This is a genomic window from Gordonia phthalatica (assembly GCF_001305675.1).
Taxonomy (GTDB): Bacteria; Actinomycetota; Actinomycetes; order Mycobacteriales; family Mycobacteriaceae; genus Gordonia; species Gordonia phthalatica.
This window is the reverse complement of sequence record NZ_CP011853.1, coordinates 1,146,216-1,161,473: the sequence shown is the minus strand read 5'-3', so window position 1 is coordinate 1,161,473 and position 15,258 is coordinate 1,146,216. Positions and strand designations below refer to the sequence as shown.

Sequence of the window (15,258 nt, the reverse complement as noted above, 5' to 3'; positions counted from 1 at the left end):
GTGTTACTTGGAGTCACACTCATAACATACAGCTGACACAACCCTCAACCTCAGTCCCCTCGAGAGCCATCTGACGCAGGCGGATGTAGTAAAGCGTCTTGATGCCCTTGCGCCATGCGTAGATCTGCGCTTTGTTGACGTCGCGCGTCGAGGCGGTGTCCTTGAAGAACAGCGTCAGGCTCAAGCCCTGGTCGACGTGCTGCGTCGCCGCGGCGTAGGTGTCGATGACCTTCTCGTAACCGATCTCGTACGCATCCTGGAAGTACTCCAGGTTGTCATTGGTCAGGTAGGGCGCCGGGTAGTAGACGCGACCGATCTTGCCTTCCTTACGGATCTCGATCTTCGACGCGACCGGGTGAATCGAGCTCGTCGAGTGGTTGATGTAGCTGATCGAGCCGGTCGGCGGGACGGCCTGCAGGTTCTGGTTGTAGATGCCGTGCTTCTGCACCTCGGCCTTGAGCGCACGCCAGTCGTCCTGCGTCGGGATGGCGATGCCGGCGTCGGCGAAGATGGTGCGCACCTTCTCGGTGGCCGGCTCCCACACCTGGTCGGTGTACTTGTCGAAGTACTCGCCCGAGGCGTACTTGCTCTTCTCGAAGCCCTTGAAGGCGACTCCCCGCTCCTTCGCGATGGTGTTCGACGCGCTGATTGCGTGGTAGACCACCGTGTAGAAGTACATGTTCGTGAAGTCGATGCCCTCTTCGCTGCCGTAGAAGATCCGCTCGCGGGCCAGGTAGCCGTGGAGGTTCATCTGGCCGAGGCCGATGGCGTGACCCTCGTCGTTGGCGCGCTTGATCGACGGCACCGAGTCGATCGACGTCTGATCGGCGACGGCGGTGAGACCGCGGATGGCGGTGGAGATGCTCAGGCCGAAGTCCGGCGAGTCCATCGTCTTGGCGATGTTCATCGAGCCGAGGTTGCACGAGATGTCGCGGCCGATCTTCGAGTAGCTCAGGTCCTCGTTGAACTCCGACGGCGTCGAGACCTGCAGGATCTCCGAGCACAGGTTCGAGTGGGTCACCTTGCCCTCGATCGGGTTGGCGCGGTTCACCGTGTCCTCGAACATGATGTACGGGTAACCCGACTCGAACTGCAGCTCGGCGAGGGTCTGGAAGAACTCGCGCGCCTTGATCTTGGTCTTGCGGATCCGCTTGTCGCCGACCATCTCGTCGTACTTGTCGGTGACGTTGATGTCCGCGAACGGCACGCCGTAGACGCGCTCGACGTCGTACGGGCTGAACAGGTACATGTCGTCGTTGTTCTTGGCGAGCTTGAACGTGATGTCCGGGATCACGACGCCGAGCGACAGGGTCTTGATGCGGATCTTCTCGTCCGCATTCTCGCGCTTGGTGTCGAGGAAGCGGTAGATGTCCGGGTGGTGCGCGTGCAGGTAGACCGCACCCGCGCCCTGACGGGCACCGAGCTGGTTGGCGTAGCTGAACGAGTCCTCGAGGAGCTTCATGATCGGGATGACGCCCGAGCTCTGGTTCTCGATGCGCTTGATCGGAGCTCCGTGCTCACGGACGTTCGACAGGAGCAGGGCGACGCCGCCGCCGCGCTTGGAGAGCTGCAGGGCCGAGTTGATGGAGCGACCGATCGACTCCATGTTGTCCTCGATGCGCAGAAGGAAGCACGAGACCGGCTCGCCGCGCTGCTTCTTGCCCGAGTTCAGGAAGGTGGGGGTCGCCGGCTGGAAGCGGCCCTCGATGATCTCGTCGACCAGGTGGCGGGCCAGCGCCGTGTCGCCCGCGGCGAGGGTCAGCGCCACCATGCACACGCGGTCCTCGAAGCGCTCCAGGTAGCGCTTGCCGTCGAACGTCTTGAGCGTGTAGCTCGTGTAGTACTTGAACGCGCCCAGGAACGTCGGGAAGCGGAACTTCTTGCCGTAGGCGTGGCTGAACAGGAGCTTCACGAACTCGCGGTCGTAGGGCTCCAGCACCTCGGGCTCGTAGTAGTTCTCCTTGATGAGGTACTCGAGCTTCTCGTCCAGGTCGTGGAAGAAGACGGTGTTCTGGTTGACGTGCTGCAGGAAGTACTGACGAGCAGCTTCCTTGTCCTTGTCGAACTGGATCTTGCCGTCCGCGTCGTACAGGTTCAGCATCGCGTTGAGCGCGTGGAAGTCGAGGTCGCCGGGCTCATGTCCCGCGGGGCCGGCGTGCACCCCCGACATGCTGGCCGAGATCTCGGACTCGTTGACAGAAACTGCGGTGGGCGACACTGCTTCTCCCTGGGTAAAACGTGGTGTGAATGAAGCGATCGAAGGGCTTCGATTGCGGTTGTGGCCGGGCTGCCGTCAGGCTGCTCGACCGGTGAACGCAGAACTCTGAACGAAATTCGCCAGACCTGCGCGCACCCTCTCGACGTCGTCGGCGGTGCCCATCAGTTCGAAACGGAACAGGTAGGGCACCTGGCACTTGTGCGAGATGATGTCGCCGGCCATCGCGAACTCCGCTCCGAAGTTCGTGTTGCCACCGGCGATCACCCCCCGGATCAGTGACCGGTTGTGCTCGATATTGAGGAACTTGATGACTTGCTTGGGCACGTATCCGCCGCCCGCGTGAGCGGCGGCCTTGCCCATGTCGCTGATCTTCCCGCCGCCGTAGGTGGGGGTGATCAGGACGTAGGGTTCGTTCACTCGGAACGAACCGGTGCGATCGATGAGCGGGATCCGGACCGAGCGGAGACCCAGCTTCCGAACGAAGCGGTGGGTGTACTCCGAGACCGACGAGAAGTAGACGATCAGCGGGCCGTCGTCGCCTGCGGGCGACCGTTCCGCGATCAGATCCTGGGTGTCGGTGTCAGCGGCCATCGGCGCGCCCGGTCAGGCTGCAGAAGCAGCGAGAGACTTGATGCGCTCGGGACGGAAGCCCGACCAGTGATCGTCACCGACGACGACGACCGGCGCCTGCAGGTAGCCGAGCGCCATCACGTAGTCGCGCGCCTCGTCGTCCTGGCTGATGTCGACGACCTCGTACTCCAGTCCGGCCTTGTCGAGCGCCTTGTAGGTCATGTTGCACTGGACGCATGCGGGCTTGGTGTAAACGGTGATGGCCATCGATTGAGCTCCCTTGAGACGAATTCACTGCCGCGATCTGGTCGCCGCACTTCTCTGACCGGATACTGCTTTCGCAGCGAACGACATCCTTGTAACTCTCTCGGTTGCCGTCTGCCCCCCGGACTCCCCAAACACTACACCTAGTGTCTGACCTTTTTCCAGACCACAAGAACTTGTGAATAACATTCATGAAAGTCGCAGGTCGCGGGTCGCTTGTCCACAGGTCGTTCCGGCGTGTCTCGGCGTGTTGGGCGTGTCGTTCACACGCGTCCACAGCACGTCCACAAGGTCCTCCACAAGGTGGTCAACACTAGATGTGGACGAACTCCCGACAAACACGTGTGGCCGCGATCCGAAGGTCGCGGCCACACGTGCAGATTCGTCCGATCAGACGGCGACGGCCACCTCGTCGACGAGGGTGCGGACCGCTGCGACGACGCTCTCGACGATCGCGTCGGTGGCGACGCCCTCGTCGCCCAGGTTGCCGGTGCCGATGCCGATCTCGACGTTCTCGACGACCTTGGCGCCCGCGACGCCGATCGACTTGCGGGTGTCCTGACGCGACCAGGTGCCCGCGTAGCGGCCGAGCGCCGCGCCGATGACGCCGGCGGGCTTGCCTGCGAGCGCGCCTGCGCCGTACGGACGCGACAGCCAGTCGATCGCGTTCTTCAGGACGGCCGGGATGGTGCCGTTGTACTCGGGGGTGACGAACAAGAAGGCGTCGACGCCGGCCAGGCTTTCGCGCAGCGCGGCGACGTTCGCGGGCACCGATCCTTCGACGTCGAGGTCCTCGTTGTAGAAGGGCAGTTCGGCCAGCCCGTCGACGATGGTCAACTCGACGCCCTCGGGCGCGTTGGCGACGGCCAGTTCGGCGAGCGCGCGGTTGTGCGAGCCGGAGCGCAGGCTGCCGACGAGGACTGCGATGGTGAGGTTGCTGTTCGACATGGAGTGCTCCCTTGTGAGGTCTGTTCGGTCGTGATGTCTTTCGGTGCCGCGTCCCGTGGGGTCGTCACCGCGTTACCCTCATTAAACGGACCGGGGTCCGCCATGATTCCGCGTTTCACGGTGAGCCCCGACACAGTCGCCCGCGAGCGCCCCGGGAGCTGCCCGACACGCGGACAAAGTGCGACATCGGAGACATGAACTAAGGTCGAGGCATGCCCTCCGACGGCCCCGGGCCCCTCGAACTGCACGTGGCGAACGCCCCCGCTCCCATCCCGGAGCGGGCCGACGCCGCGCGCAATCGGCGCCTGCTCCTGGCGGCAGCGCAGTCGTTGATCGACAGTCAGGGCGCCGCCGCCGTCACCATGGAGGCCGTGGCCCGTGCGGCCGGTGTCGGCAAGGGCACCGTCTTCCGCCGATTCGGCAACCGCACCGGCCTGATGCTCGCCCTCCTCGACCATTCCGAATCCGACCTGCAGCAGGGCTTCCTCTCCGGCCCCGAGCCGTTGGGCCCCGGCGCTCCCCCGCTGGAACGTCTGATCGCCTACGGTCGCGCGCGACTGAAGATGACCGTCGATCACCTCGACATCCTGCTCGAGGCCGGCGCCGACCACCCCGATCATCTGTCGCACCCGGTGTGGGCGATGTCGACCCAGCACGTGCGGATGCTGCTGGGCGAACTCGGCTTCCACGGTCGCGTCGAAGTGGTCGCGCAGGCCGTTCAGGCGCCGATCATGGCGCAGACCGTCCGTCACCTCATCGACGTGATCGGCATGACACGCGCGGAGATCGCCGACGACTGGGAGGCGATGGTCCGGCGACTGGTCGCCGGGTACTGAGGCCCGCTCAGCTCGTGCCGTCGCGGGTCACGGCTGCGGCCTCCCGGCTCAGTTCCGGCCCGGATGGCAGCAGTGACACCATCGGCCAGGGTGCCCGCAGCGGGTCGTCGAGCCCGAGGATCGACGCCGTCTCCGCACCCGCCAGTCGATAGCGGACGCCGACGTCGCTGATGTAGAAGGGCGTCGATGCGCGGCGCGAATCCGGTTCGACACCGGTCAGCAGGACGTGCTCGCCGGACCCGGGTTGCAGATAGACCAGGTCGAGCGCGGGCCCGGGGCCGTCGGCGGTCGCCAACGTGACCGGCCGCGCTTCGTTCGGGATCGGCAGTCGTCGCGCCGCCATCACCTGCGCGGAAGCGAGCGAGGCGTCGCGATCGCGACTCCAGCGGTGGCACAGGACCGGCGGCTCCACGTCGGACAGTGCGGGCACCGCGGTCGGGAAGTGGGTCAGCGGCACGGTCTCGCGGACCGGGACGGCGGCGAGGTCCGCGGGTGCGATCCGCGGCACCGCGCCCTCCGCGTCCGGGTCCGACAGCCGCATGGTCTCGGCCGCGGCCACCGACAGGTGTTGGACGCCGTCGGACAGGATGAGGTGAAAGCTGAGGGTCTCGTCGACTCCGGCGGTGGCCACCACCGATCCCACCGGCCTGCCGAGGACGCCGGGCGACCCGCGGCCGGGAACGTCGGGCACGCGCAGGTCGGGTCGTGCGGGGAACGAGTCGAGGAATCCGGAGCCAACGGGCCGTGGCGTCACCGATTCCAGGCCGAGCGCTCGCAGCAACTCCACCCGACTGCCGTCGACGCGGGCACGCACGGGTGTCATCGCACCGTCCGGGCCGGGCGCTCGGTAGACGAGCCAGGCGACGTCGTCGTGCTCTACCAGCGCAGCGTCCGCGGGCGACCCCGAGTCGACGCGCCCCACGATCACGGCACTGACGCCGGCCGAGTCGCACACGGTCCACGTCGAGACGTCGGCGTCCGCTGCCGCCGCGAGTGTCGTCGGACCGCCGACGATCCCCACCTGCGCGCCGCGCGGATAATCGGCGAGTGCGGTGTCGCTGACCTTCCGGACCGGGGCAGCCTGCCCGAGGATCAGTCGCGCGGAGGCGATGTTCGCGGCCGGGTGCATCACGCCGTCGAGCAGCACGTACACCGCACCGCTGTCCGCGGTGACGATCTGCGCGTCCTTCACGCCCGGCTGCGGCCGAATGAAACCGTAGATCCCCGCGCCGGCCACGATCACGACCGCGAGGATCGCGCCCGCGATCAGCGCGCGCATCTGCGCGCGCATCGGATCGTGCATCATGCGGACGTCGCGGCGGACGAGGGCATGCTCGGCGCGCGCCAACCCGAAGCGGTACCCGCTGACCTGCGCACGCGTGGTGATGCGTCGTGACATTCACTCCCCCGATCGAATTCCCCGCACGAACCCTATCCGCACGATAGCCTCGCATCACGACGATTCCGGCAAAATAGTTTTTCAGGGGGAACGCAGCATTGCAGACACGCCTGTTGTTCCGGCGCGCCGTCGCACCCGAGCCGACGGCACCGTTCGACGTCCCCGACGACGGCGTTCGCGTCGGCCTCCGGCGGTGCGGCGACACGCTCGTGGGAGTCATCGGCGTCGGTCCGACGACGCCCGCGCCGCTCGTCGTCGGTGCCGCCCAGCCGGGCGATGCCCGCCTGATGGCCGCGGCGGTCGCCGCACTCGGCGCCCGTGATGCGGCACCGTCGTCGGTCGACGTCGTCACGCACACGATGGCCTGCTGGGGCAACGGTCCGGCGGCCCGGGCGTACCGCGGCCTGCTCGGCGGGCAGCGGATCGCCGCGCACCGCAGCGTGCACCTCGTGGTGCGGATCCGTCCGGCGGACTGGCCCGACGCAGTCCGGTCGCGGGGCGACGCCGGCACCGGAGCCCTGCGGACCGCGCTCTGGGTCCTGCGTCGGCTGTGCGCCCGCCTGGCCGACGACGGCGTCGTCGCCCATCCGCTGGCGGCCGCCGAGATCGCCGAGCTCACCGCACGATTCACCGAGGGGATACCGGTCTGGTCCGCCGCCGAGGCACCGATCGGCGTGGAGCACAACGGGTCACCGCTGGTCTCCTATGTCCTGCGCGACGCCCGCCCGGAGGCCGCGACCGCACTGCTCGCCACCCCGGTCGCCGTGAACGCCGTCTCGACCACCGTCACTGTGAGCGTCACGCCGGGACCGTCGGTGCGCGTCTCGGTGCGCGACAACGGCGGTCGTGCCGTCGACCGGAGCGGGGAACTCGGCCTGGAACTCGTCACCGCCGACCGCCGTGCAATCGCCGCCGCAGGCCTTCCGATCGACGTGCCGACACCGCGCCGCCGCCGGAGCACCGACGACATCAGCCCCTCCTTCCACCTCGCCGCGAGCGACGCGATCGCCGTCCCCCTCGCCGGTGACGGCCAGATCGTCGGCGCGGACGCGTCCGACCGGCCCGTCACCCTGCGAATGGCGGGCCGCGACATTCCACACTGCGACGTGATGGGCGACGGCGTGCTGCATCGGCAGGTCGTCGCACGCCTCGCCGCGCTCGGCTTCGCGGTCGCGGTCGCGACGGATCACCCGCAGCAGTGGCGACGGCTCGCCGCATCGGTCGGCACCGGATCGGTGACGGTCGGCCATCCGCAGCATCCGATCCAGGTGATCGTCGACGACACGGAAGCCTGCACTCTCACCGCACCGCGCGGCACCACACTGCTCCGCCTGCGCGATGCCGGCGCGCCTCCACCGTCCGGCCGCGGCCCGATGATCCGACAGTCCGCCGACGGCGGGACGGTGGTCGCGCGCGGTTCCGGCCGGACCGTCGGTCTCCGCCTCGTGTCGACGACGGCCGAGCGCGCCATCGTCGAACGGTGAGCCGGGCGCGACCACTGCTGCGCGATTAGTTGCATGCGCCGTATACTTACTTTCGTAACTTCTTCGCCGATGATCCCGAAAGGCCCCCGCCATGCGCGCCGCCGTCTACGACCACTTCACCACTGATCTCGATGCCGTGACCGTCCGGGACCTCCCGGACCCGAAGCTCGCGCCCGCGTCGGTGCTGATCGAGGTGAAGGCCGCGGGCGTGAACCCCGTCGATTGGAAGCTGATGGCCGGCGGCCTCGACGCGATCATGCCGACACAGTTCCCGGTGGTGCCGGGATGGGACGTGGCCGGTGTCGTGATCGCGACCGGCTTCGACACCCCCGAGTTCCAGGTCGGCGACGAGGTCCTCGCGTACGCGCGGAAGGACACCGTCGGCGAGGGCACGTTCGCCGAACGGGCGGTCGTGCCGGTGCGCGCCGTCGCGCACAAGCCCGCATCGCTGTCGTGGGAGCAGGCCGCGGGCCTCCCCCTCGCCGGCGGAACCGCACTCCGCGCCATCGACGTCCTCGGCGACCTCGCCGGTCGCACCCTCCTCATCCACGGCGCCGCGGGCGGCGTCGGCAGCTTCGGCGTGCAGATCGCCGTCGCACGCGGGGCCCGGGTCCTCGGTACCGCATCGCCGAAGAACCACGACTACCTGCGGAGCCTCGGCGCTGAGCCGATCAAGTACGGCGACGGCCTCGTCGACCGGATCCGGGCTGCCGCAGACGGACCGGTCGACGCGGTGGCCGACTTCGTCGGCGATCAGCTCGCCACCACCCTCGCGGTCCTGCGGGCCGACGGTCCGCATTCGTCCATCGCCGACGGTTCCGTCGTCGAGCACGGTGGTCAGTACGTCTGGGTTCGCCCCGACGGCACCGAGACCGCCCGCCTTGCACAGCTCGCCGACGACGGCAAGCTGACCGTCGACGTCGCGGGCACGTTCGGCCTGGATCAGGTCGCGGAGGCCTTCCGGCAGAGCCAGTCGGGGCATGTGCGCGGCAAGCTCGTCATCGTGCCGTAGACGCCGTCACTCGCGGTACCGTGGCCACCATGACACCAGCAACGTTTCCGTCCGACTGGTCGACGGCCCTCGTCCTCGTCGCCCACCCCGATGATCCCGAGTACGGCATGGCCGCCGCGGTGGCACGGTGGACGGCCGAGGGCAAGCGCGTGGTCTACGGCCTCGCGACCAGTGGCGAGGTCGGCATCCAGGGCATGGACGCCGCCGAGGCAGGCCCGCTGCGCGAGGGCGAGCAGATCGCGTCGGCCGCCGTCGTCGGCGTGACCGAGGTGGAGTTCTGGGGCTTCCCCGACAGCGAGGTCTTCAACTCGCCGGAACTGCGCGCGAAGATCACCGAGGTGGTCGAGCGGGTCGACCCCGACGTCATCCTCTGCACGTACGGCGGACCGGGCTGGGGCGAGGGCAAGCCGCCGAACCAGCGTGATCACATCGAGTTCGCGGCTGCCGTCATCGACGCGCACGACGAACTGCCGAACGCTCGCTCGACCGTCTACTGGAACGGACCGAACCCCACGCACGCCGTGGACGTCACCGGGTACACCGAGAAGGCCGTCGAATCGCTGACCTGCCACAAGGTGTACCTGGAGGTCCTGGATCCGGAGACCCCCGTCGAGACGCAGGCACGCCGGCAGGTGGAGTGGTCCACCGAACCGATCGACGGCTTCGCCGCCGCCCACGCATCGGGCTTCGAACAGATCCGACCGAAGGCGTAGCCCCCGCCCAAACGACAGCACCGGGGCCGCACGCTTTTCGCGTACGGCCCCGGGTTCACCGATGTGGCTTGTGACTATCTCAGGACGCTGAGCCCGCCAGCAGGGTCGGGATCAGGTTGGCGAGGTTGCCCACGACGCCGCCGATCACGTCCGCGCCCGGAAGCTTGTCCGCCTGAGCGTTCGGAACGTCCTTCGGCGCATCGATGTTGACGCCGATGGTCATCTTCGGGTTCTTGGCGGGATCCAGCCACTGCAGGATCTTCACCATCTCCTCGCGCGCGATCGCCACGCAGCCCTGGGTGGGCTTGCCGTCGGTCACGTGCAGGAAGATCGCAGATGCGTCGCCCGGCGTGCGAGTCGGGTTGTGGTTGATGTTGACCGCGTAGTCGTACACCGGACCGATGTTGTACAGATTCTCACTGTCGCCACCCGGGCTGGTGTCGGACTGGACGTGCGTGTTGTAGGTCGGCGACTTCTCGTTCGAGTCCCACCAGTCACGCGGAGTGGTCTTGAAGTACTCCATCTTGGTGCCTTCAGGCTTGTCCTGACGCCCGAACGCGATGTTGAGCGGGAAGGTGCCCTCCGGGGTGCGGGACACGTTGTCCTGCGCCTTGCCCATGCCCTTCTCACCGAGCATCGCCTTGGTCGGTCCGATGCCCTCGACCGGCTTCCACGTTCCGGTCGCGTCCTTCTCGAACGCGGTCAGCATCGCGGTCTGCGATGTCGCGACCGGTGCGGTCGCGACGATCATCTGCGAGGTCTCCGCGGCACCGGGCACGGCGGGTGCACCCGGCTGAGTCAGCCCCTTGAGCAGGTTGTCGAGTAGCGCGGTGATGCTGTCAGACCCGGTCGACGGTGCAGTCTGCGGGACCGCTGCCGCTTGTCCAACCCCCACGACAAGTGCTCCGAGGAGCGCTGCAAACGCAAACCCCAGTTCTAACATTCGCCTCATCAGTAACTTCAGCACCACCTCAGTGTGCCAGTTCGAACCGGACCGATGCCACCCGCGGAGACCATCGTCACCTTTCTGCAACTGATCCGTGAGCAGCCGGAACAGGTCGATTCCGACGTCCCCGACGCATGCACGGTCGGGCTACGGTGGAGGCCATGACGCCTGCTCCCCGGTGGATCACCGACACCGCACCCGGCCACAGCGAGTGGTATGTCCAGCGCTTTCGCGAGATGGCGGCCGACGGCGCCGATCTGGCCGGCGAGGCGCGGATGATCGACGCGATGGTCGGCCGCGGCTCGCGACTGCTCGACGCCGGGTGCGGGCCCGGCCGCGTGGGCGGATACCTGCATTCGGTCGGGCACCACGTCACGGGAGTCGACGTCGATCCCGTCCTGATCGCCGCCGCCGAGGCCGACCATCCCGGCCCGGAGTGGCTGCTCGGCGACCTCGCCAAACTCGACATCCGCGAGACCGACGGCACCCGCACCCGTTTCGACGCGATCGTCTGCGCGGGCAATGTGCTCGCATTCGTCGCACCGGACACCGAATCGGAGGTGCTGCGCCGACTCGGTGAGCACCTGAAGCCCGACGGCAGAGTGGTGGTCGGCTTCCACGTCGCGAAGCTCGCCCTGGCCGACTTCGATGCCGCGCTCGCCGAGACTGATCTGGTTCTGGAGCTGCGCTTGGCGACCTGGGATCTGCGCCCCTGGCACGACGACGCCGATTTCGCGGTGTCGATCCTCCGGCACGCCGTCGACTCCGAGGGCTAGAAACATCTGCGTCCCCGTGAGCCCTTGCCGAGGGCAAATCGCCCTTGAGAGGGCGCCACGGGGACGCAGATGTCGGTAGCTCGGACTACACGCCCGCGCCGGGCGCGAACTCCTCCAGCATCTCGGTGACGAGGGCGGCGATCGGCGACCGCTCGCTGCGCGACAGCGTGATGTGCGCGAACAGCGGGTGGCCCTTCAGCTTCTCGATCACCGCGGCGACGCCGTCGTGGCGGCCGACGCGCAGGTTGTCACGCTGCGCGACGTCGTGCGTCAACACCACGCGGGAGCCCGCACCGAGGCGGGAGAGCACGGTGAGCAGCACGTTCCGCTCCAGCGACTGTGCCTCGTCGACGATGACGAACGAGTCGTGCAACGATCGCCCGCGGATGTGCGTCAGCGGAAGCACCTCGAGCATGCCGCGGTCGAGGACCTCGTCGATGACCTCGGTGGAGACGAGGCCCTCCAGGGTGTCGAAGACCGCCTGCGCCCACGGCCCCATCTTCTCGGCCTCGCTGCCGGGCAGGTAGCCGAGCTGCTGACCGCCGACCGCGTACAGCGGCCGGAACACGACCACCTTGCGGTGCGTGCGCCGCTCCAGAACTGCTTCGAGTCCGGCGCACAGCGCGAGCGCCGACTTGCCGGTGCCCGCCTTGCCGCCGAGGGAGACGATGCCGACCGACTCGTCGAGCAGCAGGTCGAGGGCGACGCGCTGCTCGGCGGACCGGCCACGCAGGCCGAACGCCTCGCGGTCGCCGCGGACCAGCTGCACCTGCTTGGTGTCGGTGACCCGGCCGAGAGCACTCTGCCCGTTGCCGAGGAGTCGGAGCCCGGTGTGGCAGGGCAGGTCGCGGGCCTCGTCGAGATCGATGAGGCCGTCGGCGAAGAGCGCATCGATCGCGGTGTCGGCGACGTCCACCTCGTCCATGCCGGTCCAGCCGGAGACGACGACGTCCTGCGCGTGGTACTCGTCGGCGGCCAGGCCGACGGCGCCCGCCTTGACGCGCAGCGGAGTGTCCTTCGAGACCAGGGTGACGTCCTTGCCCTCGGCACGCAGGTTCAGCGCGCACGCGAGGATGCGGGAGTCGTTGGTCTCGTTGCGGAAGCCGGCGGGCAGCACGGCGGGATCGGTGTGGTTGAGCTCCACCTGCACGGTGCCGCCGTCGTCGCCGATCGGGATGGCGATGTCGAGGCGCTCGTGCTTCACGCGCAGATCGTCGAGCAGGCGTAGCGCTTGGCGGGCGAACCAGCCGAGCTCGCTGTGGTGCCGTTTGCCCTCGAGCTCCGAGATGACGACCAGTGGGAGCACCACGTGGTGCTCGGCGAAGCGGGTCACCGCCCACGGGTCGGACAGCAGAACGGAGGTGTCGAGGACATAGGTGCGAACAGCGGGGGTGCGTGCGGTCACGTCGGACTCCTAGGCGTCCATGCGGGCCCCGCACGGAACCATGTTGTCTTGAGCAGCCGGTCGGCTCGTGCCTCCCCCTGCCCGCCGTGAGGCGGTCAGCGGACCTCGGCGAGAGCCGGGGCCGGCTCTCTCGCGACTCCTGCGTCGTTCACGAATCGAACCTCCCGAACGAACCGCTTCCCCGCGGCCCGTTGTCGTCAACGTACGCGGGATCACACCAAGCGACGGGGACCAACATGCGACATACCGACGAACATCAGGTGGCCACGAGGTCGCCCCGACCGCTCCCCCGCCTCACCCATGGCCTCACACCTCACCAGCACCGTCGGCCCCAGCGAGCACAGACGACAGAACTCCGGCCGCTCGACGCCCGTGTGCGGGTCGTCGCACGGCCGGAGTGCTACTGGGACTGATCAGGCCTTGCCGGCGGCGAGCGCCAGGATCCGCTGACGCGCGGCCTCGGCCTCGTCGCTGAGTTCCTGAACGCTCTCGAGCTTCAGCTCGTCGGCCAGCTTCGCGGCGATCGCGGCGTCGGTGGACGCGTCCTCGAAGTCGGAGATGAACTCGCGGTACGAGTCGAAGTCCGCGACGTCGGAACCGATGTGCTCGATGCCGGCCAGCGCCTTGTCGACGGCGACGATGGTCGCCTCCTGGTCGGCGACCATGCCGGCCATGAGGAATGCTTGGAAGGTGGCGGCCTGGACGGCGTCGTCGGTCCGGATCTTGGAGACGATCTGCTTGAGGACGTCGTCCTCGGCATGGGCGATCAGCTTGTCGGCAAAGACGACGCTCTGGTTCTCGTGCACGGCCAGGAGCGCGAGGACGTCCATCGGGCCGAGGTCCTCGACGGCCTCGGGGCTCTGCCGCCAGCCGGCGACGATGTGGATGCGGCGGCGGGTCTCGGCGTCGGCCGGGTCGACGGCGCGGGTCACGACCAGGTAGTCGCGCAGCACGATGGAGTGGCGGTTGTCTTCGGCGGTCCACACGCCGACCAGCTGACGCCAGTCGGAGAACGCCGGGAAGTGCATGGCCAGCACGCGGTGGAACGACGGCAGGTTGTCCTTGGTCAGCAGCAGCGCGAGGAGACCGGCGGCCGCGGTGTCCGACAGCGTCGAATCCTCCGGGACGTAGTCCTCGCCGCCGAGGAAGGCGAAGTTGCGACCGAGGTCCCACGGCACCAGGTCCGACGGGGTCCACGCGATCGCGCCTTCGGCGTGCTCTTCCGCGATTTCGGGAAGCGCCTTCTCCAGCGCATTGATCAGGTCTTCATTGCTCAGTACGGCCACGGAACCCACCCTAAACGACAGGCGGCCCGCACCGTTAACCGATGAGGGCCGCCTATGCGAGGTTTCGACTCGCTTCGCTCGCTCGAGAAGCGAGCGGAGGATTACGAGCCCATCATTCCCCAGCCTTCGAGGCCGTCGTACAGCGGGATGTCGAGCGCGAGCTTGCTGACGCGGGCGCGCAGCGCGGAGACGTCGGCGGACTTGCCTGCTGCGAGGGCGGTGCCGATGATGTCGGCGACCTCGGTGAACTCGGCGTCGCCGAAGCCGCGGGTCGCGAGCGCCGGGGTGCCGATGCGCAGGCCCGAGGTGACCATCGGCGGGCGCGGGTCGAACGGGACGGCGTTGCGGTTCACCGTGATGCCGACCTCGTGGAGGAGGTCCTCGGCCTGCTGGCCGTCGAGCGCGGAGTTCCGCAGGTCGACGAGTACCAGGTGAACGTCGGTGCCGCCGGTGAGGACCGAGACGCCGGCCTTGGCGACGTCGTCACCGGTCAGCCGCTCGGCGAGGATCTTGGCGCCCGACAGGGTGCGGCGCTGACGCTCGGCGAACTCCTCGCTCGCGGCGATCTTCAGCGCAACGGCCTTGGCGGCGACGACGTGCATGAGCGGTCCGCCCTGCTGACCCGGGAAGACGGCCGAGTTCAGCTTCTTGGCCCACTCCTTCTTGGCGAGGATCATGCCGGAACGCGGGCCGCCGAGGGTCTTGTGGACGGTGGTCGAGACGACGTCGGCGTGCGGCACGGGGCTGGGGTGCAGACCGGCGGCGACGAGGCCGGCGAAGTGCGCCATGTCGACCCAGAGGTGCGCGCCGACCTCGTCGGCGATCTCGCGGAACGCCGCGAAGTCGAGGGTGCGCGGGTAGGCCGACCAGCCGGCGACGATCACCTTCGGCTTGGTGTCGAGGGCGATCTTGCGCACCTCGTCCATGTCGATCCGGAAGTCTTCCTTGCTGACGCCGTAGAAGGCGTTCTCGTAGAGCTTGCCCGAGAAGTTGAGTCGCATGCCGTGGGTCAGGTGACCGCCGTGGGCGAGGTCGAGGCCGAGGAGGGTCTCACCGGGCTCCATGAGGGCCTGCAGGACTGCGGCGTTGGCCTGTGCGCCGGCGTGCGACTGCACGTTGGCGAACTCGGCGCCGAACAGTTCCTTGGCGCGTGCCCGCGCGATGTCCTCGATGACGTCGACGTGCTCGCAGCCGCCGTAGTAGCGGCGACCGGGGTAGCCCTCGGCGTACTTGTTGGTGAGCACGCTGCCCTGCGCCTGCAGGACGGCACGGGGAACGAAGTTCTCCGAGGCGATCATCTCGAGCGTGTCGCGCTGACGCGACAGCTCTCCATTCATGGCGGCGGCGACGTCGGGATCCAGGTCGGCAAGGGACTGGGAAAACAGGCTCATGGGCTCCGAT

The 15,258-nt window shown here is 68.2% G+C and carries 14 protein-coding genes; 5 read left to right on the top strand and 9 right to left on the bottom strand.

What is annotated here, in order from left to right:
* Nucleotides 1-19: 19 nt before the first annotated feature.
* The 4 genes from nrdE to ACH46_RS05395 all read right to left on the bottom strand — a co-directional run bounded on the left by nrdE (nt 20) and on the right by ACH46_RS05395 (nt 4,000).
* Entirely contained in the window at nt 20-2,218 is a 2,199-nt protein-coding gene (nrdE, locus tag ACH46_RS05410) for a class 1b ribonucleoside-diphosphate reductase subunit alpha (RefSeq protein ID WP_062392017.1), read from the bottom strand.
* Between the two features lie 75 nt (nt 2,219-2,293).
* On the bottom strand, nt 2,294-2,809 hold the full coding sequence (gene nrdI, locus ACH46_RS05405) for a class Ib ribonucleoside-diphosphate reductase assembly flavoprotein NrdI (protein ID WP_082399409.1): 516 nt from the start codon (nt 2,807-2,809) through the stop codon (nt 2,294-2,296).
* A 12-nt stretch (nt 2,810-2,821) separates the two neighbouring features.
* Nucleotides 2,822-3,055, bottom strand: coding sequence for a glutaredoxin-like protein NrdH (gene nrdH / locus ACH46_RS05400; RefSeq protein ID WP_062392016.1), 234 nt, complete (start codon nt 3,053-3,055; stop codon nt 2,822-2,824).
* Nucleotides 3,056-3,442: 387 nt separating this feature from the next.
* Nucleotides 3,443-4,000, bottom strand: a complete 558-nt coding sequence (locus ACH46_RS05395; RefSeq protein WP_062392015.1) for an NAD(P)H-dependent oxidoreductase — start codon at nt 3,998-4,000, stop codon at nt 3,443-3,445.
* Between the two features lie 212 nt (nt 4,001-4,212).
* On the opposite strand from ACH46_RS05395, the gene ACH46_RS05390 reads away from it, so the two are divergent.
* Complete coding sequence (locus ACH46_RS05390) at nt 4,213-4,836, top strand: TetR/AcrR family transcriptional regulator (RefSeq protein WP_062392014.1); 624 nt, start codon at nt 4,213-4,215, stop codon at nt 4,834-4,836.
* Between the two features lie 7 nt (nt 4,837-4,843).
* Here ACH46_RS05390 and eccB read toward each other — a convergent pair whose 3' ends face one another.
* Nucleotides 4,844-6,235, bottom strand: a complete 1,392-nt coding sequence (gene eccB, locus ACH46_RS05385; protein ID WP_062392013.1) for a type VII secretion protein EccB — start codon at nt 6,233-6,235, stop codon at nt 4,844-4,846.
* 98 nt (nt 6,236-6,333) lie between these two features.
* Between eccB and ACH46_RS05380 the strand changes: the two genes are divergently transcribed.
* The 3 genes from ACH46_RS05380 to ACH46_RS05370 all read left to right on the top strand — a co-directional run bounded on the left by ACH46_RS05380 (nt 6,334) and on the right by ACH46_RS05370 (nt 9,444).
* On the top strand, nt 6,334-7,719 hold the full coding sequence (locus ACH46_RS05380) for a type VII secretion protein EccE (protein WP_062392012.1): 1,386 nt from the start codon (nt 6,334-6,336) through the stop codon (nt 7,717-7,719).
* 91 nt (nt 7,720-7,810) lie between these two features.
* Nucleotides 7,811-8,731, top strand: a complete 921-nt coding sequence (locus ACH46_RS05375; protein ID WP_062392011.1) for an NADP-dependent oxidoreductase — start codon at nt 7,811-7,813, stop codon at nt 8,729-8,731.
* Between the two features lie 29 nt (nt 8,732-8,760).
* Nucleotides 8,761-9,444 carry a PIG-L deacetylase family protein gene (locus ACH46_RS05370; RefSeq protein WP_062395005.1) on the top strand — a complete coding sequence of 228 codons (684 nt, stop codon included), beginning with the start codon at nt 8,761-8,763 and terminating at the stop codon, nt 9,442-9,444.
* Nucleotides 9,445-9,523: 79 nt separating this feature from the next.
* Here the strand turns inward: ACH46_RS05370 and ACH46_RS05365 are convergent, their stop codons facing one another.
* The gene (locus ACH46_RS05365; protein WP_062392010.1) at nt 9,524-10,387 is read right to left on the bottom strand and encodes a L,D-transpeptidase family protein; all 864 of its coding nucleotides are present in this window, start codon (nt 10,385-10,387) and stop codon (nt 9,524-9,526) included.
* Between the two features lie 164 nt (nt 10,388-10,551).
* Here ACH46_RS05365 and ACH46_RS05360 point away from each other — a divergent pair, with 164 nt between their 5' ends.
* Complete coding sequence (locus ACH46_RS05360) at nt 10,552-11,166, top strand: class I SAM-dependent methyltransferase (protein ID WP_062395003.1); 615 nt, start codon at nt 10,552-10,554, stop codon at nt 11,164-11,166.
* An 85-nt stretch (nt 11,167-11,251) separates the two neighbouring features.
* Here the strand turns inward: ACH46_RS05360 and ACH46_RS05355 are convergent, their stop codons facing one another.
* The 3 genes from ACH46_RS05355 to glyA form a co-directional block, all read right to left on the bottom strand.
* A complete protein-coding gene (locus tag ACH46_RS05355; RefSeq protein ID WP_062392009.1) occupies nt 11,252-12,571 on the bottom strand; it encodes a PhoH family protein in 1,320 nt (439 codons plus the stop codon).
* A gap of 413 nt (nt 12,572-12,984) precedes the next feature.
* Nucleotides 12,985-13,857, bottom strand: a complete 873-nt coding sequence (locus ACH46_RS05350; protein WP_062395001.1) for an acyl-ACP desaturase — start codon at nt 13,855-13,857, stop codon at nt 12,985-12,987.
* 101 nt (nt 13,858-13,958) lie between these two features.
* Complete coding sequence (gene glyA / locus ACH46_RS05345) at nt 13,959-15,248, bottom strand: serine hydroxymethyltransferase (RefSeq protein WP_062392008.1); 1,290 nt, start codon at nt 15,246-15,248, stop codon at nt 13,959-13,961.
* Nucleotides 15,249-15,258: the final 10 nt, after the last annotated feature.